Here is a 19,502-nt window from a genome sequence, read left to right as displayed (position 1 = left end):
TCAGCCCGAAACCTTCCTCAGGACCGGCGCTGGCATCGTGTCCGCGCGACCGGGCGGGCGCTCGGCCCTAAGCTCGGTCGGGGTCTTTCCGGTCTCTCGCTTGAAGGCCTTGTAGAAGGGCGAGCGCGAGTTGAACCCAACGTCATAGGCGATGGCGAGGATCGTCTGGTCCCCGGTCGTCAGTTGGCCGATCGCATCGCGGACCCGCCAGCCATTCACATAGTCGAAAAAGCTTTCGCCCAGTGTTTCGTTCAGGGTCTGGGACACGTAGTTCGACGTGACCCCGATATGTTTCGCGAGCCCCCAGAGCGACAGGTTCGGGTCGCGATAGAGAAGGTCGCGGCGCATCGCCAGCTCGATCCGGCCGGCGATCCGGGCCGCATGTTCCGGCGTCAGGGCGGATCGTTCGTATTTCGGCGCAGGATCGTCGGCCGGGCCGGACGTATCCGGCGCGATTTCGGGGGGGCGAAACAGCCCGGGTTTCTGCCGGGTGCCCCAGACGGCGATGATCCAGATCACCGCAACGTCGAGAAGATCGCCCAGTATCGTGGCATCCTGGACATGGCTTGGAAGTGCGGCAAGTCCAAGCGCCTCAGCCAGCACCAGGGCACTGTTGAACAGCCAGAAGACACTGATCACCGCGCCGAGGCAGACGATCCAGTGCAGCTCCCGGTTTTCGGTGCTGGCGAAAAGATCCTTCAGCCGACTGCGGTAGGTCATGATCTGCCGGTGGATCGCCAGAAGATAGGCTGCGATCTGCAGATAGAGAAGTATCGCCAGCCCGATGACCGCGGCTTGCAGCATACGCGCCGACGCGGAGATCGGTTGATCGTCGCGCAGGGCCTCGGGATGGATCGCCAGGGCGATCGCAAGCGCCAGCGCCACGCCCGGCGGAACGAGATGAAGCATCCTGAACGGAATATCGCCCGGGTCGCCTTCCGATGTCAGCCCGCGCGCATACAGCCAGAAGAGCGGCGCAAGCAGGAAGGCGAGCGGCAGCGTAAACATCGAGAGCCGAACCAGGATATCGCGGGCGCCTGCCCCGGTCAGGAAGGGCTCGACGACAATCGGAAGTTCCATTGTCGCCTCGATCAGGCAGAAGAGCGCCAGTGGCCAGTAGACCCACGCATGGTCGCGCCGCAGCACGAGAAGATTAGCGCAGAAGAGCGAGACGCCGAGGAGAAGCGCCGAGGCGCCGAAAGTGAATAGTGCAGCGCCGCTCATCCGTCTCGCCTCGCGTTTCGTCGCAGGCAGAGTGCGCCGCGCGCGCCGCACCTGCAAGTGTTGCGGGCCGTCCGGTGTCTCTCCCTTCAGGGGCGCACAACATCGGGTCGGTCCGCCCGGTAATCCTTCGTCCGCGCCGGTAGTCCGGGACGACGGCGGCGGGCGAGGCGTGCAGGAGGGTCATGTCGCGGCGAGAGCGGCCTTCTACGGGCCAATGGCCGACCGGCGTTACTGATCGAAATATGGACCAATGACATGATGATGAAATCAAGCCTGCTAATATTCGGCTGCGCCATGGCCCTGACCCCGGGCCTCGCCCGGGCCGAGGGCGAATGGACCCTTGGTCTCGGCGCGGGCAGCGCGAGCGGCATTTACCACGGCCAGAAAGACGATGCCTATGCGATCCCTTATCTGTCCTATGAGACCGAGCGCTTCCGCGTCGGCATCGACGGGCTTTCCTACAAGCTCGTCTCGAACGAGGCGCTGACCTTCTCGATCCTTCTCGCCCCCGGCGAGAAGCCCGACTTCGAGGAGTATGCCAAGAAGGATGCGCGCTTCGCCGGATTGAAGCGCGACATGCCGGTCGAACTCGGGGTGGCCGCCGAATATTCCTTCGGCCTGTTTCACCTCGGCGCGGTCGCGCTGCATGATGTCGCTTCGGCCTCGGACGGTTATCATGTCGAGGCGAGCGCCGGGCTGAGCTTTCCGGTCGGGTCGGGAATGATCGACGTGGGCGTTGGCGCGCGGATGCGCGACAAGAAGCTGAACAATTTCCTCTATGGCGTGTCCGCGTCGGAGGCGAATGGCCTGCGGGCCGCCTATGATGTGGGCAACACGGTCGAACCCTTTGTCGAACTGTCGCTCGCATATCCGATCAGCGATCGGCTCTCGCTGGTCGGCGCCTTCGACTATTCGGTTCTCGACGACAAGGTCCGCAAAAGCCCGCTTGTCGACGGCAAGGAGAGCTACAGCGTCGGTCTCGGCCTTATCTACAGTTTCTGACCGGCCCCGCTCCGCCGGTCGATCGCCTTCCGCCGCCCACCCCCAGCGGACGGAAGGCGCGGGCGGCGGCGCGCAACGCGGGAGCCTCGACCCGCCGCCGCCGCCCGTATCCTGCCCGGCAGAAAGCGTGCATCGGACGTATGCCCGCACGTATGGCAGAAGAGCACACGCGCGCGACCGGTTAACCTCTTGCGGCGCCCGCTCATCCCCCCGTCCCGGTTTCAGCGCCGCGTCGCCGCCGGCGCGGCCATTCCGGTCTAGCGGCGCCCGGTGTCGGCGAGGCGGCCCCAGAGGTCATATTCGCTGGCCTCGTCAACCGTGACCGTGACCAGATCGCCCGGCGCCAGCCTCTCGAAGCCCTCGTCGATGAAGAGGTTGCCGTCGATCTCGGGCGCGTCGGCCTTTGTGCGGCAGGTTGCGCCCTCGGCGTCGACCGTATCGACGATTACCTCGAGCCGCTGGCCGACCTTCGCCTGCAGCTTCGCCTCGGAAATGGCTTGCGCCTTCGCCATGAACCGGTCCCAGCGATCCTGCTTCACGTCCGCGGGCACATGGCCGGGCAGGTCGTTCGACCGCGCGCCCTTGACGTTTTCGTACTGGAAGCAGCCGACACGATCCAGTTGCGCCTCGTCGAGCCAGTCGAGCAGCGTCTGGAATTCCGCCTCGGTTTCGCCCGGGTAGCCGACGATGAAGGTCGAGCGGAGCGTGATGTCGGGGCAGACCTGCCGCCAGGCGGCGATCTCGTCCAGCGTGCGGGCGGCGGCGGCGGGGCGGGCCATGCGTTTCAGGACGTCCGGATGGGCATGCTGGAACGGGATGTCGAGGTAGGGCAGCACCAGCCCCTCGGCCATCAGCGGGATCAGGTCGCGGACATGGGGGTAGGGGTAGATGTAATGGAGCCGCACCCAGGCGCCGAGCGAGCCTAGGTCGCGGGCGAGGTCGGTGATATGGGCACGATGTTCGCGCCCCTCGCGGCCGGAGGTCGCGGCATGTTTCAGATCGACCCCGTACGCGGATGTGTCCTGGCTGATGACCAGCAGTTCCTTCACACCGGCCTCGACCAGCTTTTCCGCCTCGCGCATCACCGCGTGGGCGGGGCGCGAGACCAGACGGCCGCGCATGTCGGGGATGATGCAGAACTTGCACTTGTGGTTACAGCCCTCGGAAATCTTGAGGTAGCTGTAATGGCGCGGCGTCAGCTTCACCCCCGTGGCGGGCAGAAGGTCGATGAACGGGTCGGGCGCGGGCGGAACGGCCTGGTGGACCGCGTCCAGCACCTGTTCATACTGTTCGGGGCCGGTGACGGCGAGGACGGACGGATGGGTGCCGGTGATGAACTCCGGTTCGGCGCCAAGGCAGCCGGTGACGATGACGCGGCCGTTTTCGGCCAGGGCCTCGCCGATCGCCTCAAGGCTTTCGGCCTTGGCGCTGTCGAGGAAGCCGCAGGTGTTGACGATCACCGCCTCGGCGCCCCGGTAGTCGGGGCTGATCTGGTAGCCCTCGGCGCGGAGCCGCGTGAGGATGCGCTCGCTGTCCACGAGCGCCTTGGGGCAGCCGAGCGAGACCATGCCGATGGTGGGCTGGCCCGCTCTTCCAGAGCCGTCACGGCGGTCCGCGTCGAAGACGGGGCGCGGGGCGAGGTCGGGGCGGAGGTTTGGCGGGTTTTGCGACATTGCGCGCCTATAGCCGAAGTGCCGGGGGCTGAAAAGATTGGGCCTGCGGGTGGGGCAGGCAAATCTTTTCGAAAAGATTTGCCAAAATCCTTCGAAGGATTTTGGCCCCGCGTCGCGCCTCAGGCCCTCAGCCGCCAGCCGGTGCGGAAAATGTACCCGACCGCGCCCAGCCCGAGCGCGAGGAAGAGGGTGATCGCGGCGATGGAGAGGCCGACGGGCACGTCGGCCAGCCCGAAGAAAGCCCAGCGGAAGCCGGAGATCAGGTAGAGGACCGGGTTCAGGTGGGCGACGCCCTGCCAGAAGGGCGGCAGCATGTCGGCCGAATAGAAGGCACCGCCGAGGAAGACCAGCGGCGTCAGCACCATCAGGGGAATGATCTGCAATTGCTGCCAGTCCTTCGACCAGATGCCGATCAGGAAGCCCAGAAGCGAGAAGGCGACCGCGCTGAGGACCAGGAAGGCCACCATCCAGACCGGGTGCGCGATATGGATTTCGACGAAGGCCATCGAGGTGAGAAGAATAACGCCCGCAATGATCACCGATTTCAGCGCCGCCGCGCCGACATAGCCCACCACCACCTCGACGAAGGAGAGGGGGGCCGAGAGCACCTCGTAGATCGTGCCCACGAATTTCGGAAAGAAGATGCCGAAGGAGGCATTCGCGACCGACTGCTGCACCACGGTCAGCATGATGAGGCCGGGCACGATGAAGGCGCCGTAGCTGACGCCCTCGACCGACTGGATGCGCCCGCCGATCGCGGCGCCGAAGACGACGAAGTAAAGCACGGTCGACAGGACCGGCGAGGCGAGCGATTCCCACAAAGTGCGCCAGAAGCGCGCCATTTCATGTTCGAAGATCGTGCGGACGCCGCGCCAGTTCATTTGCCTTCCTCCACCAGCCGCAGGAACACTTCCTCAAGCGAGGATTGCTCGGTCTCCAGATCGCGGACGGAGAGGCCCGCCTCGGCGAAACCGGCCAGAAGCCGGGCGATGCCCGAACGGTCGGCGCGGGTATCGTAATCGTAGGTGACATGCAGCCCGTCGTCCGCGAGCGCGAGCCCGGGCGCGGCGAGGCCAGCGGGCAGGGTGTCGATCTTTTCGGTCAGCTCCACGGTCAGGCGCTTGCGGCCGAACTCGTGCATCAGGTCATGCTTGTCGCGCACGAGGAGGAGGCGGCCACCGTCGATCACCCCGATCCGGTCGGCCATTTCCTCGGCCTCGGCGATATAATGGGTGGTGAGGATGATGGTGACCCCCGAGGCGCGCAGGTCGCGCACCACCTGCCACATCTCGCGCCGCAGGTTCACGTCGACCCCGGCGGTCGGCTCGTCGAGGAAGAGGACCTTCGGCTGGTGCGAGAGCGCCTTGGCGATCATCACCCGGCGTTTCATGCCCCCCGACAGTTCCATCAGCCGCGCGTCGCGCTTGTCCCAGAGGGTGAGCATCCTGAGAAGCTTTTCCAGCCAGGCCGCGTCAGGAGCCTTGCCGAAGAGGCCGCGGGTGAAGCTCACGGTGTTGAGGACGGTCTCGAAGCTCTCAAGCGCGATTTCCTGCGGCACGAGGCCAATGAGCGCGCGCGCGGCGCGGTAGTCGCGGGACAGGTCATGGCCGCCGACCGTGACCCGGCCGGAGGAGGGCGTGACCAGACCGCAGAGGATCGAGATGAGCGTCGTCTTGCCCGCGCCGTTCGGGCCGAGAAGGGCGAGGATCTCGCCCTCGCGAATGTCGAGCGTGACGCCGGACAGGGCGGCGGTGCCGCTTTGATAGGTCTTTGAGAGATCGCTGATCTGGATGATGGCGGTCATTGAGCCGTCCTGTCCTGCCGGTCTGGCGGGCACCCTAGTGCGGGGCGTGGGCATTTGGAAGGGCGGCCCCGGCGGTGGCCGGATTTCGCCACGAAATCCGGCCGGACCCTTGCAAAGGGTCCGGTCCGAAATCTTCGAAAGATTTCGGATGGGCGGGCTGCATGGGCGTCAGGATATCCGGACTTGAGGGGCGGGAGCCTGCCCGGCATAGTCGAGGAAAACGGAGGGCGGATCGATGCGGTGGCTTTTGAGGATATTCGTCACGCTCCTTCTCTTGGCGGTCGTCGCGGTGGGCGGGCTGTTCCTGCTGCCGTCGGATCGGATTGCCGGGCTTGCCGTCACTCAGTTCGAGAAACTGACCGGTCGGCAGCTGACGCTGAGCGGTGCCGCCGCCCCGTCCTTCTGGCCGAATTTCGGGATCGAGACCGGACCGGTTTCCATCTCCAACGCCGCCTGGTCGGACGAGGGGCCGATGCTGACGGCCGAGGCCCTGCGCATCTCGCTCGACATGGGCGGGCTTCTGTCGGGGGATTTCAGGATACGCGCCGTCGAGGCCGTGCGGCCGGTGATCCGGCTGGAACGCAATGTCGATGGGGCGGCGAATTGGGAGTTCGGCGGGGGCGGGCGTTCGGGCCAGGCAGGCAATGGCACGATCACCACCGCGACGCCGGGCGTGGGCAAGCCCTTCACGCTCGACCGGCTGTCGCTCGACGGCGCCACGCTGATCTACAGCGACCGCCAGAGCGGTCAAAGGCTGGAACTGGCGGAGGTGACCGGGACGATCACCATTCCCGATTATCGCGGGCCGGTGAGTGCCGATCTGACCGGGCGGCGCGGCGGGCAGGCGTTCGCGGCGACCCTGACGCTGGGGGGCTTTCAGCAGTTTCTCGACGGCGAGGATGTGACGGCCGACCTGCAACTGTCGGCCGGAAAGGCCTGGGCGACCTTTGCGGGGCTTGTGGCGCAGGGGCCGGTCCGGGCGAGCGGCAGGCTCGATGCCGATCTTGCCGATCTGACGGGCTTTGCCGCGCTTGCTGGGCTTGCGGCGCCCAGTTTGCCGCCGGGGCTCGGCCAGCGGTCGGTCAAGGTCTCGGGCGATCTGGCGATGACCGATCAGGGGGACCTGTCGCTTGGAAACGGCGCGGTGACGCTTGACGGCACGGCGCTGAGCGTCAGTGCCAGCCTGACGCCCGGAGGCGAGCGGCCCTATGTCCGCGCCTCGGTCGCGGGGGGCGGGTTCGAGGGGGGCGGGTTCGAGGCCGGGGGCGGGGCGTCAGATGCGGTTGCGGGCGGTGAAACGCAGGGTGCGGAAGCAGGCAAGGCCGGGGGCTGGTCGACCGCGCCGATCGACGCGAGCGGGCTGCGGTCCTTCGATGGAGAGATCACGCTCGACCTCGGGGCGCTCAGGCTTGCGGGGCTGCGGATCGACGGCCTGTCGGCGCGGCTGACGAACGAGCGCGGGCGGCTGGTGGCTGACCTCAGGCGGGTGAGCGCCTATGGCGGCGTGGCCTCGGGGCGGATGGTGGTGAATGCGAGGAAGGGCCTGTCGACCAGTGGCGACCTGACGCTTTCGGGCATCGCGCTGCAGCCCTTCCTGAGGGACCTTGCGGGTTACGACAAGCTGTCGGGCACCGGCGACATGCGGGTGAAATACCTCGCCTCCGGCCGCTCGCTGGCGGACCTGATGGCGAGCCTTGAAGGCGGGGGCTCTCTGTCGGTCGGGCAGGGCGAGCTGATCGGGGCGGACCTCGCCGCGATGCTGATCACGCTCGATGCAAGCCAGTATGGTAAGGGCCAGAAGACGATCTTCGACAGCCTGACGGCGACTTACACAATCGCGGGGGGCGTGCTGTCGAACCAGGATTTCCTGATGGTCTCTCCCCGCGTAACGGCGAAGGGCAAGGGCGATATCGACATCGGCGGCCGCACGCTCGACTACCGGCTGAGCGCGGTGGCACTGGCCGACGACCAGGGCCAGGGCGGGCTGACGGCGCCCCTGATCATCTACGGCAGCTGGGACAATCCGCGTTTCACCATCGACCTCGACGCGCTGGCGAAAGAGAACCTGCGCGAGGATCTCGACGCGGTGGGCAAGAAACTGCAGGACGAGCTTGGCATCACGCCGGACCCCGGCGAAAGCCTTGAAGATGCGGCCAAACGCAAGGCCGAAGAGGCACTGCAGAACGAGCTGAACAAGGCGCTGAACGATCTCTTTGGCGGGAATTGAGCGCCAGATGTTCCGAAAAGCGAAGAATTTTCGCGAAAATTCTTCGCCGCTGGTCGCGTGACCGATCCGCTGGTGCTGCCGGTGGCCGTCAGGCGAAAAGTTTTCGTGAAAACTTTTCGCCCCCTGATCGCCCCCTGAGGACGGGTGTTCGAGGCCCTGCCGCAGACCTCGGGGATGGCCGTCAGCGACGACGGTCGCGGCGGGCGCTCATCGGCTGGAAGGCCACGCCGACATGGGCGTCGCAATAGGGTTTGCCCTGTTGCGAGGGCAGGCCGCAGAACCAGAAATCATCCGTCGCCGGATCGCCGATCGGCCATTTGCAGGTCCGTTCGGTCAGTTCCATCAGCGTGATCTTGCGGGCGCGCTTCTCGACCTCGCGGACCGAGGCGAGCGCCTCGGGGCTGATCTCGCCCTGCGAGGGCTGGGGCGGCAGCGGCTGGCCCGCGGGCACGATCGGCTTGCGCAAGGGGCTTGCGGCCTGGGGTGCTGCGGGTGCGGGTTCGGCCGGGCGGATCGGCGTGACCTTGACGTCGGCGCGGGGCTGGGCGGCCTGCGACTGGGCGGGCTGCGCCGAGGCATGCTGGGTCTGGGCCGCAGGTGCGGGACGGGCGGCGGCGGGCGCTTCGGCCTCGTCATCCTTGCCCTTGCCCTCGACCCGGTTCGACAGGCCGAGCCGGTGGACCTTGCCGATCACCGCATTGCGGGTGACCGAGCCCAGTTCCTTGGCGATCTGACTCGCCGACTGGCCTTCGCCCCACATCTTCTTCAACAGCTCGACGCGTTCGTCGGTCCAGGACATCGCAGATCCTCTGGCTTGATCGGACCCCCATTCTAGCGGGGACGCGCCGAGATACAAGGGATGGGGCCGAAGGGCAAGGCACGCCGGGCATCACAACCTGTGGATGAAAGGTTGTCAGGCCCGGCGCCGCACCCCTAGGATCGCGGCGCCAGCCCCCGGAGAATCGCCCATGGTCACGACTTACGCCAATCCCGACCTGACCGTGGCGGACGGCGGCTATACGCGCTGGAACTCGCCCCCCCACCGCCGCGACGGGTTCCACCGGCTGCATGAGACCGCGCGTTATGTGCAAAGCGCCCGCGCGGGCCGGGTGATGGAGCTTCGCCTCTCGGCCGATCTTTCGATCGCCGCGCGCGAGGATGTGCGGCGGCTGACCTCCACACCCTGGTTTTCCGCCATGGCGGTGATCGAGGGCGGGCGGATCCTGCACGAGGCCTATGCCGCCGATTTCGGCCCGGACCGCGCGCATTCGATCATGTCGGTCTCGAAGATGGCGGTGAACCTCATGGTCGGGCGGCTGTGGGAGGAGGGAAGGATCGGCCTTGAAGAGGAGATGGGCGCCATCCTGCCCGGGGTCGGGCCGGGCTATGCGCGCGCGCGGCTGGCCGATGTCCTGAACATGAATGTCGATAACGGCTATGACGAGGATTACGCGAACCCCGATTGCGCCGCCTTCCGGCAGGAGGCCGCGACCGGACTGCGTCTGCCCGAGGGGCCGGAAGAGACGAATGCCGATTTCCTCGCGACAGTCGGCTTCGCGCCGGGGCGGACCGATACGCTCAACCGGACCGGCGCCTGCCTGTACAAGAGCGCCAATACCGACCTTCTGGCCCGCGCGGCCGAGGTGCGGTCGGGGCGGCCGCTGTCCGCCTTCATCGCCGATCTCGCCGATGCGGCGGGGCTGGAGGGCGCGCTTCATATGGTGACCGACCGGGCGGGCTTTCCGCTGATGAGCGGCGGCATCTGCCTGACCGCGCGCGATCTCTGCCGTTATGGCGCGCTCTTCGCGCGCAGGGGCGCGGGCGTCGATGGCCGCCCCTTCGGATCCGCCGCCTTCATCGAGGAAACGCTGAGGGGCGGCGTGCCGATGCCTGCGCCACGCGGCCATCTGCGCTATTCCAATCAGACCAACACCGATGGCGCCTGGCTTGGTCATGGCGGCTATGGCGGCCAGTATCTGGTCGCTAACCCGGCGACCGGGCGGGTGGCCTGCTACCTCTCGGTGATGCAGAACGACAGCGGCTATGACAGCGGCTATTATCCCCCGGTGATCGCGATGCTCGCCGAGATTTGCGCAGGCTGAGGGCCGAGGGGCGGAGCGTGCGCGCTTCTCGCGCCGGCCCGGCGCTCGGCCGCGCGGAGGCCGCGCCTTGCCGCGCCGTTTTCCCGATGGACAGGCTGGGCCATCGGCGCTATGGGTCGCGCATGAGCACCCGGACCGCCCCTATTGCCCGTCCCCGACGCCGTCGCCTCCGCGCCTGACGTCCGCTCGCCCGTGGCTTCCAGCCACTTGCCACCCCGAAATCCGATCCCCGCGTTGACTTAAGGTCGCCCCTTTGGCACGCATCGCCCATCGAGCCGGAGATTTCCATGATCCCTTCCGTCCTGCCCACCTACAACCGCGCGCCCCTGGCCTTCGAACGGGGCGAGGGAAGCTGGCTCATCGCCACCGATGGCACGCGCTATCTCGACCTCGCCTCGGGGATCGCGGTCAATGCGCTTGGCCATGCTCATCCGGCGCTGATTGCCGCTCTTACCGAACAGGCGGGCAAGGTCTGGCATGTGTCGAACGTCTACGAGATCCCTGAGCAGAAGCGGCTGGCAGACCTCCTGACGGCCCACACCTTCGCCGACACCGCCTTCATTACCAATTCCGGGACCGAGACGGCGGAACTCGCCATCAAGATGGCGCGGAAATACTGGTATGACAAAGGCGAACCCCGCGAAGAGATCCTGACCTTCGAAGGCGCCTTCCATGGCCGCTCGACCGGCGCAATCGCGGCCGCCGGGTCGGAAAAGATGGTCAAGGGCTTCGGGCCGCTGATGCCGGGTTTCCGCCAGCTGCCCTGGGGCGACATGGCAGCGCTCCGGGCAGCGATCTCGGACAGGACCTGCGCGGTCATGCTGGAACCGATCCAGGGCGAGGGCGGCATCCGGCCGCTGCCCGACGCCGACCTGAAGCTGATCCGCCAGCTCTGCGATCAGACCGGCGCGCTTCTCATCCTCGACGAGGTGCAATCGGGCATGGGCCGCACCGGGCGCCTCTTCGCCCATGAATGGGCGGGCATCACACCGGATATCATGATGGTGGCCAAGGGCATCGGCGGCGGCTTCCCCTTGGGCGCGGTGCTCGCGACCGAAAGGGCGGCCTCCGGCATGGTGGCGGGCACCCATGGCTCCACCTATGGCGGCAACCCCTTGGCCTGCGCGGTCGGCGCCAAGGTCACCGAGATCATCGCCGATCCCGCCTTCCTAGCCGACGTGAACCGCAAGGCCGCCCTCTTCCGCCAGGGGCTGGAGGCGCTCGTCGCCGCCCATCCGGGCATTTTCGAAAGCGTCCGGGGCCAGGGCCTGATGCTCGGCCTCAGATGCAAGATCGCGCCCGCCGATCTGGTCAAGGCCGGATACGCCGCCCATGTCCTGACCGTCGCGGCGGCCGACACTACCGTCCGCCTGCTGCCGCCACTCACGATCAGCGACGCTGACCTCGCCGAGGCCACCCGCCGCCTCGACGCGGCCGCCCTCTCGCTCCGACAGGCGGCCTGAGATGATCCGCCGCTTCCCGCTCTTTCGTTTCCAAATATCCTCGGGGGGTCCGGGGGGCAGACAGCCCCCCGACTTCCGCCCCGGAAACCTTCGCCCGGAAAGGCCAAGATGACCCATTTCCTCGACCTCCACACCACGCCCGCCGCCGACCTTCATGCAATGATCGCGCAAGCCCGCGCCATGAAGGACGCGCGCCATGGCAAGCCCAAGGGCGCGCCCGACGCCGACCAGCCGCTCGCGGGCCGCATGATCGCCCTCATCTTCGAGAAACCCTCGACCCGGACCCGCATTTCCTTCGACGTCGGTGCCCGCCAGATGGGCGGCGAGGTCATGGTCCTCTCCGGGAAGGACATGCAGCTCGGCCATGGCGAGTCCATCGCCGACACTGCCCGCGTCCTCTCCCGCTACGTCGATCTCATCATGCTGCGCACCTTCGAGGAGGCGACGCTGATCGAGATGGCCGAGCATGCGACCGTGCCGGTGATCAACGGCCTGACCGACACGTCGCACCCCTGCCAGATCATGGCCGACATCGTCACCTACGAGGAACATCGCGGCCCGGTCAAAGGTCGCAAGTTCGTCTGGTCGGGCGACGGCAACAATGTCTGCACCTCCTGGCTGCATGCGGCGGGCCAGTTCGGCTTCGACCTGACCTTCACCGGCCCCGAAACCCTCGACCCCAACCCGCGCGCGGTCGAGTTCGCCCGTTCCAAAGGCTCGACCGTCCTGATCGAGCGCGATCCGCTGAAGGCCGCCAAGGGCGCCGACGCGATCGTCACCGACACCTGGGTCTCGATGCATGACCCCGAAAGCGCCCGCGAACGCCGCCACAACCAGCTGCGGCCCTATCAGGTGAACGAGGAGATGATGGGCCAGGGCAAGCCCGACGCGCTCTTCATGCACTGCCTGCCCGCGCACAGGAACGAGGAGGCGAGCAGCGCGGTGATGGACGGCCCGCAATCGGTCATCTTCGATGAAAGCGAAAATCGCCTGCACGCGCAGAAGGCTATTCTGCGCTATTGTCTCGGGGTATAGCTCCTCGTCGTCCTGCCGGACGCTCGTCGCAAGCGATGAGGGACCGGCAGGGACCGAAGAGCGGCCCTTGAAAGGAGATCCGGGATGACCACAGCCCTTCTGATCATCGACATGCAGATGGGGATGATCGAGCGGATCGCGGCGGGGCGGGAGCATGTGAACCCGCAGGCGCCCGCGCGGGTGGCGGCGCTGCTGGCGCTGTTCCGGGCGCGCGGGCTGCCCATCGTTCATGTCCATCACGATCAGCCCGGCACGCCTTTCTCGGCGGGTCTGCGCTCGGCCGAAGTCATCCCCGAGGCGGCGCCGGTGGCGGGGGAGGTGGTGATCACCAAATCCGGCTCGTCGGCCTTCGCGGGGACCGGGCTCGACGCGCTTCTCAGGGCGCGGGGCATCGACCGGATCGTCCTGTGCGGCGCGGTCGCGGCTTTCTGCGTGACCTCGACCACGCGTTGGGCCTCGGACCTCGGCTATCCGGTTCTGCTCGCGTCGGATGCGCTCATGGGCTTCGATCTGCCGCGCGCCGACGGCAGCCGGATCGATGCGGCGACGGTGCTTGACGTGACGCTCACCATCCTCGGCGCCGATTTCGCCGAGGTGCTGCCGACCGCGGCCATTGCCGCACGTCTGGACGACGCGGCGGTCACGGCGGCATGAGGCCCTTCCGTTCGCCGGGGCGAGGCGCTAGCCTTGCCTCCGCGCCAGGCATTCCGCCGGGCCGACAGGGGAACCCATCATGTCTCTCTATGACAATTTCGCGCCGCCGCTTGCCCATGGGCTGACGGCCTTGTCGAAGATCCTCGACAAGGCCGAGGCGCATTGCACGACGAAGAAGATCGACCCCGCCGCGCTTCTGACGGCGCGGCTTTATCCCGACATGTTCCCCTTCACCCGCCAGATCCAGATCGCCTGCGATCAGGCCCGCCGCGCCATCGCGCGCCTGAAGGGCGAGGAACCGGCCCCGGTCGCCGATACCGAGACGAGCTTCGCCGATCTCAGGGCCCGCATCGCCTCGACCGTGGCGCAGCTGAAAGCGCTGACCCCGGCCGATCTGGCGGGAGCCGAGACGCGCACGGTTTCCTTCAAGGCCGGTCCGCGCGAACTGACCTTCACCGGCGACGCCTATATCCGCCAGTGGATCCTGCCGAACTTCTATTTCCACATGACCACGGCCTATGCCCTTCTGCGCCACAATGGCGTGGACCTCGGCAAGGCTGATTTCCTGGGAGCCTGAGCGCATGAACCTGACCGACCTCGCCGACCGCTACGGCTCTGACAAGGGCTCGACCAAGCATCGCTATACCGAGCTTTACGAGATGCTCTTCCGCCCGTTCCGCGACCGGTCGATCCGCTTTCTGGAAATGGGTCTGCAGATCGGCGGGCCGGAACATGGCGAAAGCGCCGACCGCAAGACCACCGACCTGCCGTCGGTCAGGATGTGGCTGGAATATTTTCCGAAGGCCCATATCCACGGCCTCGACGTTTCGGATTTCGGCTGGTTCGCGGATGACCGCTTCAGCTTTTACCGCTGCGACATGGACGCGCGGGAGAATATCGCGGCGGTGGCGGCCAACTCGGCGCGCTTGACATCATCATCGACGATGCGAGCCACGCCTCGCACCACCAGCAGTCCGGTTTCCTCGAACTCTTCCCGATCCTGAAGTCGGGCGGGCTATACATCATCGAGGACCTGCGCTGGCAGCCCCCGCCCTACGAGCGGGAGGGGATCACCAAGACGGCCGACCTTTTTCGCAGCTTCTCCGAGACCCGCAGCTTCCGCCATGGCGATGCCGCGACGGAAGCGGCCTTCAACGCCCTTGCCCCGGAAATTTCCGGCTGCTTCCTCTTCCAGGTCAGGTACGATCGCAAGCGCAAGGATCAGGTCGCGGTGATTCACAAGCGCTGAGCAGTCCGGTTGTCGGGCGCTAACATCTGTCTTATCAATGCGACAGCGCAGGAGGGGCAGATGGCGGCACGCATCGGGCTGGTCGGGCTTGGCACGATGGGCGCGGCTCTGGCGCTCAATATCGCCGAGAAGGGCTTTCCCGTCGCCGTCCACAACCGCACCGCCGCCGTCACGCGGGAGTTTCTCGCCGCGGCGGGCGCGTGGGGCGCGCGGCTTTCGGGCCATGACGATCCGGCGGGCTTGGTCGCGGCGCTGGACCGGCCGCGCGCGATCCTGATCATGGTCAATGCGGGCGATCCGGTCGATCAGGTGATCGGCTCGCTTCTGCCGCATCTCGCACGGGACGACCTGCTGATCGACGGCGGCAATGCCGATTTCAACGATACCCGAAGGCGCGAGGCGGAACTGGCCGCGAAAGGCATCCGCTTCTTCGGCATGGGAGTTTCCGGCGGCGAGGAGGGTGCGCGCCACGGGCCCTCGATCATGGTCGGCGGCCCGGCCGCGACCTATGAACGCGTCCGCGACATCGTCGAAGCCATCGCCGCGCGCTATCAGGGTGCGCCCTGCGCCGCGCATCTTGGTCCCGACGGGGCGGGTCATTTCGTCAAGACCGTCCATAACGGCATCGAATATGGCGACATGCAGATGATCGCCGAGATCTGGGGCCTTTTGCGCGACGGCGCGGGGATGGCGCCTGCGGAGGCGGCAGGGCTTTTCGCCGTTTGGGACGAGGGGCCGCTGAAATCCTACCTGGTCGAGATCACCGCTAAGGTGCTGGCCGCGACCGATCCGGAAACCGGCCAGCCCATGGTTTCGGTCATCGCCGACCGGGCGGGGCAGAAGGGCACCGGGCGCTGGACGCTGATCGAGGCCTTGAAGCTCGGCCTTTCCCTTACCACCGTCGATGCCGCCGTCGCCGCCCGCAGCCTGTCGTCGGACGGCGCGCGCCGGGCGGCAGGACAGGCGCTTTTCCCGCCGGCCGTCGCAGTGGCGCCGCCTGCGGCGGACGATCTGGCCCGCGCGCTCCTCGCCGCGAAGATCGTGGCCTATGACCAGGGGCTGACGCTGCTCGCCGCCGCCTCGGACCATTTCGATTGGTCGCTCGACCTTGCCCGCATCGCCGGGATCTGGCGGGCGGGCTGCATCATCCGATCGGCGCTTCTCGACGACATCTCAAGTGCCGTCCGCACGGGTCTGCCACAGGGCCAGCTGATCTTCTCGCCCGCCTTCGCCGGCCACCTCAAGGACGGTATCCCCGCGCTGCGCCGCACCGTGGCCGCCGCCGCCATGGGCGGCCATGCCGCCCCGGCGCTTTCGGCGGCGCTGGCCTATTTCGACCAGCTGACCCGCGCGCGCGGCACGGCGGACCTGATCCAGGGGCAACGCGACTTCTTCGGTGCGCACGGGTTCGAGCGCACGGACCGTCCCGGCACGGATTTCCATGGCCCCTGGGCGCTGGCGCCGGGCTGAGGGGGAGGGAGCGAGGGGCTGTCTGCCCCTCGCGCTCCCCGAGGATATTTGGACCAGACTGAAGGGGATCAGCTGCCGCGCGGCTTGGCGCGCAGGGTGGGTTCGGCCTGCGTCGGGTCTTCGGGCCAGGGATGTCTGGGATATTGGCCGCGCATGTCCTTGCGGACATCGGCATAGGAATTGGCCCAGAAGCCCGGCAGGTCGAGCGTCACCTGCACCGGGCGCTGGGCGGGGGAGAGGAGCGTGATGCGCAAGGGCAGGCGTCTGGGCCCGACGGTCGGGTGGGCGGTCACGCCGAACATCTCCTGCAGGCGCAGGCTGATCGCGGGATGGTCGCCTTCGTAGTCGATGGGGACGGACCGGCCGAGCGGGGTTTCGAAATGGGCGGGCGCGAGGCGGTTCACCAGCTGCAGCGCCTCCCAGTCCAGCGCGGCCTTCAGGGGTTCGGTCAGGTCGAGCGCGCGGAGGTCGGCCTCGGTGCGCTTGCCGGTCAGATGCGGCAAAAGCCAGTCCTCGGCGCGGGCGAGGAGGCCTTCGTCGCTGAAATCTGGCAGGTCGGCGCCTTCGTGCCGGAGAAGCTCCACCCGCGCCCGGAAACGCCGGGCGGCGGCGGTCCAGGGCAGGCCGATCTGGCGGATGCCATCGAGCGCGGCGCGGGCCATGGCCTCGGGCGGGGCGTCGGGCCAGGGGCGGAGGGCGAGGATGAGCGCGCCCAGACGTTCCTGCCGCCGGGCGACCACCCGGCCCTCGCGCCGCGACCAGTCGCAGACATCCTGCCAGCGGATGCTGTCGGCAAAGAGGCTGCGCACGTCCGCTTCGTCGATCGCGATCCCCTGCCGGACCTTCGCCTCGCGCGGGTCGCCGTCGAGGTCGGTCGCGACGATGAGGTTCGCCCGGCCGAGCGGGTCGCCCTGCGCGACGATGGCGCCCTTGCCGCCGGAGAGGACATAGCGCGCCTCGTCGCCCTTGCGGCGCTGGCCGATCCGGTCGGGGTAGGCGAGGGCCGCCATTTCGGCGGGGCTGAAGGGTCTGTCTGCCGGTGTGGCCAGCCGCGCGAGCCGCTTCGCCTCCGTCCGGATCCGCTCGAGCACGCCGCGGTCGGCGCCGGGTGCGTCCTTGGGCGCGCGGATCGCGCGGAGCCTGAGGCCGAGGTCGGCCCCGGCGCCGCGCAGGGGATCGCGGTCTTCCACAAGCGCGGCCATCGTCGCGGCCCCGGGACCGGCGAGCACCAGCATGTGGCCAAGCCGGGGATGGACGGGCAGGGCGGCGAGCCGGCGCCCGTGCGCGGTGATCCGGCCCTGCGCATCAAGCGCGCCGAGGCCGTGCAGAAGCGCCCGCGCCTCGGAGAGCGCCGGGGCGGGCGGCGGGGTCAGGAAGGCGAGGTCCGCCCCGTCCGATCCCCAGAGCGCGAGTTCCAGCGCAAGGCCCGTGAGGTCCGCCGCCTCGATCTCGGCGGGCGGGTAGGGGGCAAGCGCGCCTTCCTCGCCCTTCGTCCAGTAGCGGTAGCAGATGCCTGCGGCGACCCGGCCCGCGCGGCCGCGCCTTTGTTCGGCCTCGGCCCGCGTCACCCGTTCGGTCACCAGCCGCGACATGCCGGAGGCCGGGTCGAACCGTGCCCGCCGCGCCCGGCCGCCATCGACCACCACGCCTATGTCGGGGATGGTCAGCGAGGTTTCGGCGATGGCGGAGGCGAGCACGAGCTTGCGGCCCGACGCGACCGGTGTCAGCGCCGCGCGCTGGGCGGCGAAGTCCATGGCGCCGTAGAGCGGCCTTATGGCGCAACCGGAGGGTAGCCGCCCGGCCAGAAGCGCTTCGACCCGGCGGATTTCGCCCTCGCCCGGCAGGAAGACCAGCACCCCGCCTTCGGTTTCCTCGACTGCCTGCGCGACCAGTCCCGCAACGCCCGCCTCGTAGCGCAGGGACGCGTCGGGCGGGCGGGGCAGCCAGCGGGTCTCGACCGGAAAGGCGCGGCCTTCGGATGTGAGGACCGGGGCGTCGTCCAGAAGCCGCGCCACGGGTTCGGCATCGAGTGTCGCGGACATGACGAGGATCAGGAGATCGGGGCGGAGCGCGCCCTTCACCTCCCAGGCGAGCGCCAGCCCGAGGTCGGCATGGAGCGAGCGTTCGTGGAATTCGTCGAAGACAACGGCGCCGATTCCCTTGAGCTCCGGATCGGACTGGATCATCCGGGTGAGGATGCCTTCGGTCACCACCTCGATCCTTGTGGCGGGCGAGGTCTTCGCCTCGCCCCTGATCCGGTAGCCGACCCTTTGGCCCACCGGTTCGCCCAGCGTTTCGGCCATGCGTTCGGCGGCGGCGCGGGCGGCGAGGCGGCGGGGCTCCAGCATCAGGATGCGGCCCTGAACGCCCGCGTCGAGAAGGGCCAAGGGGACCCGTGTCGTCTTGCCCGCGCCCGGCGGCGCCTGCAGGACGGCGCGGCCCGCCGCGATCAGGCGGGCGCAGAGGTCGGGCAGGATCGGGTCGATCGGCAACAGGGTCATACCGCCTTATCGCCGCTTCGCCCGGCCTTGGCCAGATGAGGCGGGCCAGATCGCGCGGGCTGGACAGGCGTCTTGCAAGCGGGCAAGAGACATCCAACCGAACCTGGAGGCCGCATGACGCCTGAAGAGCTTGCAACCGGGATTCTGGCCGGCAACCGCCGGGCGCTCGCGCGCGCGATCACGCTTGTGGAAAGCGGGCGGGCCGATCACCGGGAAGCCGCGCTTCGTCTGCTGGACCGTTTGGCACCGGCGGGGCGGCAGGCGCTGCGCATCGGTCTTTCGGGCACGCCGGGTGTCGGCAAGTCGAGCTTCATCGAGGCCTTCGGGTCTTTCCTGACCGCGAAGGGGCTGAAGGTGGCGGTGCTGGCGGTCGATCCGTCCTCGGCCCGGTCGGGTGGGTCTATCCTGGGCGACAAGACGCGGATGGAGCGGCTGTCGCGCGACCCGTTGGCCTTCATCCGCCCCTCGCCGAGCCAGACCCACCTGGGCGGTGTCGCGCGGCGGACGCGCGAGGCGGTGGCGCTGTGCGAGGGGGCGGGGTTCGACGTGGTGCTGATCGAGACGGTGGGCGTGGGCCAGTCCGAGACGATGGTGGCCGGGATGTGCGACCTGTTCGTCCTTCTGCTGGCGCCTGCGGGCGGCGACGAGTTGCAGGGTGTGAAGCGCGGCATCATGGAGATGGCCGACCTGATCCTCGTCAACAAGGCCGATGGCGATCTGAAGGCGGCGGCGACCCGCACCTGCGCCGACTATGCCGGTGCGCTGAAGCTTCTGCGCAAGCGCCCGCAGGACCCGGAGGGCTATCCCAGGGCGATGACGGTTTCGGCGCTGGAGGAACAGGGGCTTGAACCTGCCTGGGCGGCGATGGAGGAGCTGACGGGCTGGAGGAAGGCAAAGGGCCTCTTCGCCACCCGCCGCGCCGAACAGGCGCGCCACTGGTTCGAGGAGGAGGTGCGGCAGGCCCTGCTCGCCCGTCTGACGGCAGATGCCGACAGCCGCAAGGCGATGGAACGGCTCGGGCGAGAGGTTGAGAAGGGCCGCCCGCCCTCGGACGCGGCGCGCGAGATGCTGGGCCTTCTGGACCGGCGGTGAGGCCGG

The 19,502-nt window shown here is 68.1% G+C and carries 16 protein-coding genes; 10 read left to right on the top strand and 6 right to left on the bottom strand.

Translation table 11 applies throughout. The annotated features are described in order from the left end of the window. Window positions 1-1,224 (bottom strand): helix-turn-helix domain-containing protein, encoded by a 1,224-nt coding sequence (locus P0645_RS05310; protein WP_284163535.1) that lies wholly within the window; start codon window positions 1,222-1,224, stop codon window positions 1-3. Between the two features lie 255 nt (window positions 1,225-1,479). Here P0645_RS05310 and P0645_RS05305 point away from each other — a divergent pair, with 255 nt between their 5' ends. Continuing rightward, window positions 1,480-2,226, top strand: coding sequence for a MipA/OmpV family protein (locus P0645_RS05305; protein WP_284163534.1), 747 nt, complete (start codon window positions 1,480-1,482; stop codon window positions 2,224-2,226). Window positions 2,227-2,483: 257 nt separating this feature from the next. Here P0645_RS05305 and rimO read toward each other — a convergent pair whose 3' ends face one another. From rimO to P0645_RS05290, 3 genes are all read right to left on the bottom strand, one after another. After that, entirely contained in the window at window positions 2,484-3,899 is a 1,416-nt protein-coding gene (gene rimO / locus P0645_RS05300) for a 30S ribosomal protein S12 methylthiotransferase RimO (RefSeq protein ID WP_284163533.1), read from the bottom strand. Window positions 3,900-4,018: 119 nt separating this feature from the next. Next, window positions 4,019-4,780 (bottom strand): ABC transporter permease, encoded by a 762-nt coding sequence (locus P0645_RS05295; protein ID WP_284163532.1) that lies wholly within the window; start codon window positions 4,778-4,780, stop codon window positions 4,019-4,021. After that, window positions 4,777-5,703, bottom strand: a complete 927-nt coding sequence (locus P0645_RS05290) for an ABC transporter ATP-binding protein (RefSeq protein WP_284163531.1) — start codon at window positions 5,701-5,703, stop codon at window positions 4,777-4,779. The genes P0645_RS05295 and P0645_RS05290 overlap by 4 nt, the downstream gene beginning before the upstream one ends. A 235-nt stretch (window positions 5,704-5,938) precedes the next feature. On the opposite strand from P0645_RS05290, the gene P0645_RS05285 reads away from it, so the two are divergent. Continuing rightward, complete coding sequence (locus P0645_RS05285; protein ID WP_284163530.1) at window positions 5,939-7,930, top strand: AsmA family protein; 1,992 nt, start codon at window positions 5,939-5,941, stop codon at window positions 7,928-7,930. A 181-nt stretch (window positions 7,931-8,111) separates the two neighbouring features. On the opposite strand, the gene P0645_RS05280 is transcribed toward P0645_RS05285, so the two are convergent. Further along, window positions 8,112-8,729, bottom strand: coding sequence for a GcrA family cell cycle regulator (locus P0645_RS05280; protein WP_284163529.1), 618 nt, complete (start codon window positions 8,727-8,729; stop codon window positions 8,112-8,114). A 169-nt stretch (window positions 8,730-8,898) separates the two neighbouring features. On the opposite strand from P0645_RS05280, the gene P0645_RS05275 reads away from it, so the two are divergent. The 7 genes from P0645_RS05275 (at window position 8,899) to gnd (ending at window position 15,903) form a co-directional block, all read left to right on the top strand. Beyond that, entirely contained in the window at window positions 8,899-10,032 is a 1,134-nt protein-coding gene (locus P0645_RS05275) for a serine hydrolase domain-containing protein (RefSeq protein WP_284163528.1), read from the top strand. Between the two features lie 287 nt (window positions 10,033-10,319). Further along, window positions 10,320-11,495: an aspartate aminotransferase family protein gene (locus tag P0645_RS05270; protein WP_284163527.1), complete on the top strand. Its 1,176-nt coding sequence runs from the start codon at window positions 10,320-10,322 to the stop codon at window positions 11,493-11,495. A 108-nt stretch (window positions 11,496-11,603) separates the two neighbouring features. After that, window positions 11,604-12,530 carry an ornithine carbamoyltransferase gene (gene argF, locus P0645_RS05265; RefSeq protein WP_284163526.1) on the top strand — a complete coding sequence of 309 codons (927 nt, stop codon included), beginning with the start codon at window positions 11,604-11,606 and terminating at the stop codon, window positions 12,528-12,530. Window positions 12,531-12,614: 84 nt separating this feature from the next. Then, complete coding sequence (locus P0645_RS05260; protein ID WP_284163525.1) at window positions 12,615-13,184, top strand: cysteine hydrolase family protein; 570 nt, start codon at window positions 12,615-12,617, stop codon at window positions 13,182-13,184. 79 nt (window positions 13,185-13,263) lie between these two features. Continuing rightward, entirely contained in the window at window positions 13,264-13,761 is a 498-nt protein-coding gene (locus P0645_RS05255; protein ID WP_284163524.1) for a DUF1993 domain-containing protein, read from the top strand. A 4-nt stretch (window positions 13,762-13,765) separates the two neighbouring features. After that, the gene (locus P0645_RS05250; RefSeq protein WP_284163523.1) at window positions 13,766-14,188 is read left to right on the top strand and encodes an aldo-keto reductase family protein; all 423 of its coding nucleotides are present in this window, start codon (window positions 13,766-13,768) and stop codon (window positions 14,186-14,188) included. A gap of 305 nt (window positions 14,189-14,493) precedes the next feature. Further along, a complete protein-coding gene (gene gnd / locus P0645_RS05245) occupies window positions 14,494-15,903 on the top strand; it encodes an NADP-dependent phosphogluconate dehydrogenase (protein WP_284163522.1) in 1,410 nt (469 codons plus the stop codon). Between the two features lie 68 nt (window positions 15,904-15,971). Here gnd and hrpB read toward each other — a convergent pair whose 3' ends face one another. Next, window positions 15,972-18,404 carry an ATP-dependent helicase HrpB gene (gene hrpB, locus P0645_RS05240; protein ID WP_284163521.1) on the bottom strand — a complete coding sequence of 811 codons (2,433 nt, stop codon included), beginning with the start codon at window positions 18,402-18,404 and terminating at the stop codon, window positions 15,972-15,974. A gap of 114 nt (window positions 18,405-18,518) precedes the next feature. Between hrpB and meaB the strand changes: the two genes are divergently transcribed. Continuing rightward, window positions 18,519-19,496 carry a methylmalonyl Co-A mutase-associated GTPase MeaB gene (meaB, locus tag P0645_RS05235; RefSeq protein WP_284163520.1) on the top strand — a complete coding sequence of 326 codons (978 nt, stop codon included), beginning with the start codon at window positions 18,519-18,521 and terminating at the stop codon, window positions 19,494-19,496. The last annotated feature ends 6 nt before the right edge of the window (window positions 19,497-19,502 follow it).

Origin of the sequence: Frigidibacter sp. SD6-1, from assembly GCF_030143255.1 — a bacterium.
Taxonomy (GTDB): Bacteria; Pseudomonadota; Alphaproteobacteria; order Rhodobacterales; family Rhodobacteraceae; genus TMP-24.
The sequence above is the reverse complement of the archived record's forward strand: the minus strand, read 5'-3'. Positions and strand labels throughout refer to the sequence as shown.

Coding starts and splice junctions, on each gene's coding strand:
- P0645_RS05310 (WP_284163535.1), bottom strand. CDS start 1,224: ATGAGCGGCGCTGCACTATTCACTTTCGGCGCCTCGGCGCTTCTCCTC.
- P0645_RS05305 (WP_284163534.1), top strand. CDS start 1,480: ATGATGATGAAATCAAGCCTGCTAATATTCGGCTGCGCCATGGCCCTG.
- rimO (WP_284163533.1), bottom strand. CDS start 3,899: ATGTCGCAAAACCCGCCAAACCTCCGCCCCGACCTCGCCCCGCGCCCC.
- P0645_RS05295 (WP_284163532.1), bottom strand. CDS start 4,780: ATGAACTGGCGCGGCGTCCGCACGATCTTCGAACATGAAATGGCGCGC.
- P0645_RS05290 (WP_284163531.1), bottom strand. CDS start 5,703: ATGACCGCCATCATCCAGATCAGCGATCTCTCAAAGACCTATCAAAGC.
- P0645_RS05285 (WP_284163530.1), top strand. CDS start 5,939: ATGCGGTGGCTTTTGAGGATATTCGTCACGCTCCTTCTCTTGGCGGTC.
- P0645_RS05280 (WP_284163529.1), bottom strand. CDS start 8,729: ATGTCCTGGACCGACGAACGCGTCGAGCTGTTGAAGAAGATGTGGGGC.
- P0645_RS05275 (WP_284163528.1), top strand. CDS start 8,899: ATGGTCACGACTTACGCCAATCCCGACCTGACCGTGGCGGACGGCGGC.
- P0645_RS05270 (WP_284163527.1), top strand. CDS start 10,320: ATGATCCCTTCCGTCCTGCCCACCTACAACCGCGCGCCCCTGGCCTTC.
- argF (WP_284163526.1), top strand. CDS start 11,604: ATGACCCATTTCCTCGACCTCCACACCACGCCCGCCGCCGACCTTCAT.
- P0645_RS05260 (WP_284163525.1), top strand. CDS start 12,615: ATGACCACAGCCCTTCTGATCATCGACATGCAGATGGGGATGATCGAG.
- P0645_RS05255 (WP_284163524.1), top strand. CDS start 13,264: ATGTCTCTCTATGACAATTTCGCGCCGCCGCTTGCCCATGGGCTGACG.
- P0645_RS05250 (WP_284163523.1), top strand. CDS start 13,766: ATGAACCTGACCGACCTCGCCGACCGCTACGGCTCTGACAAGGGCTCG.
- gnd (WP_284163522.1), top strand. CDS start 14,494: ATGGCGGCACGCATCGGGCTGGTCGGGCTTGGCACGATGGGCGCGGCT.
- hrpB (WP_284163521.1), bottom strand. CDS start 18,404: ATGACCCTGTTGCCGATCGACCCGATCCTGCCCGACCTCTGCGCCCGC.
- meaB (WP_284163520.1), top strand. CDS start 18,519: ATGACGCCTGAAGAGCTTGCAACCGGGATTCTGGCCGGCAACCGCCGG.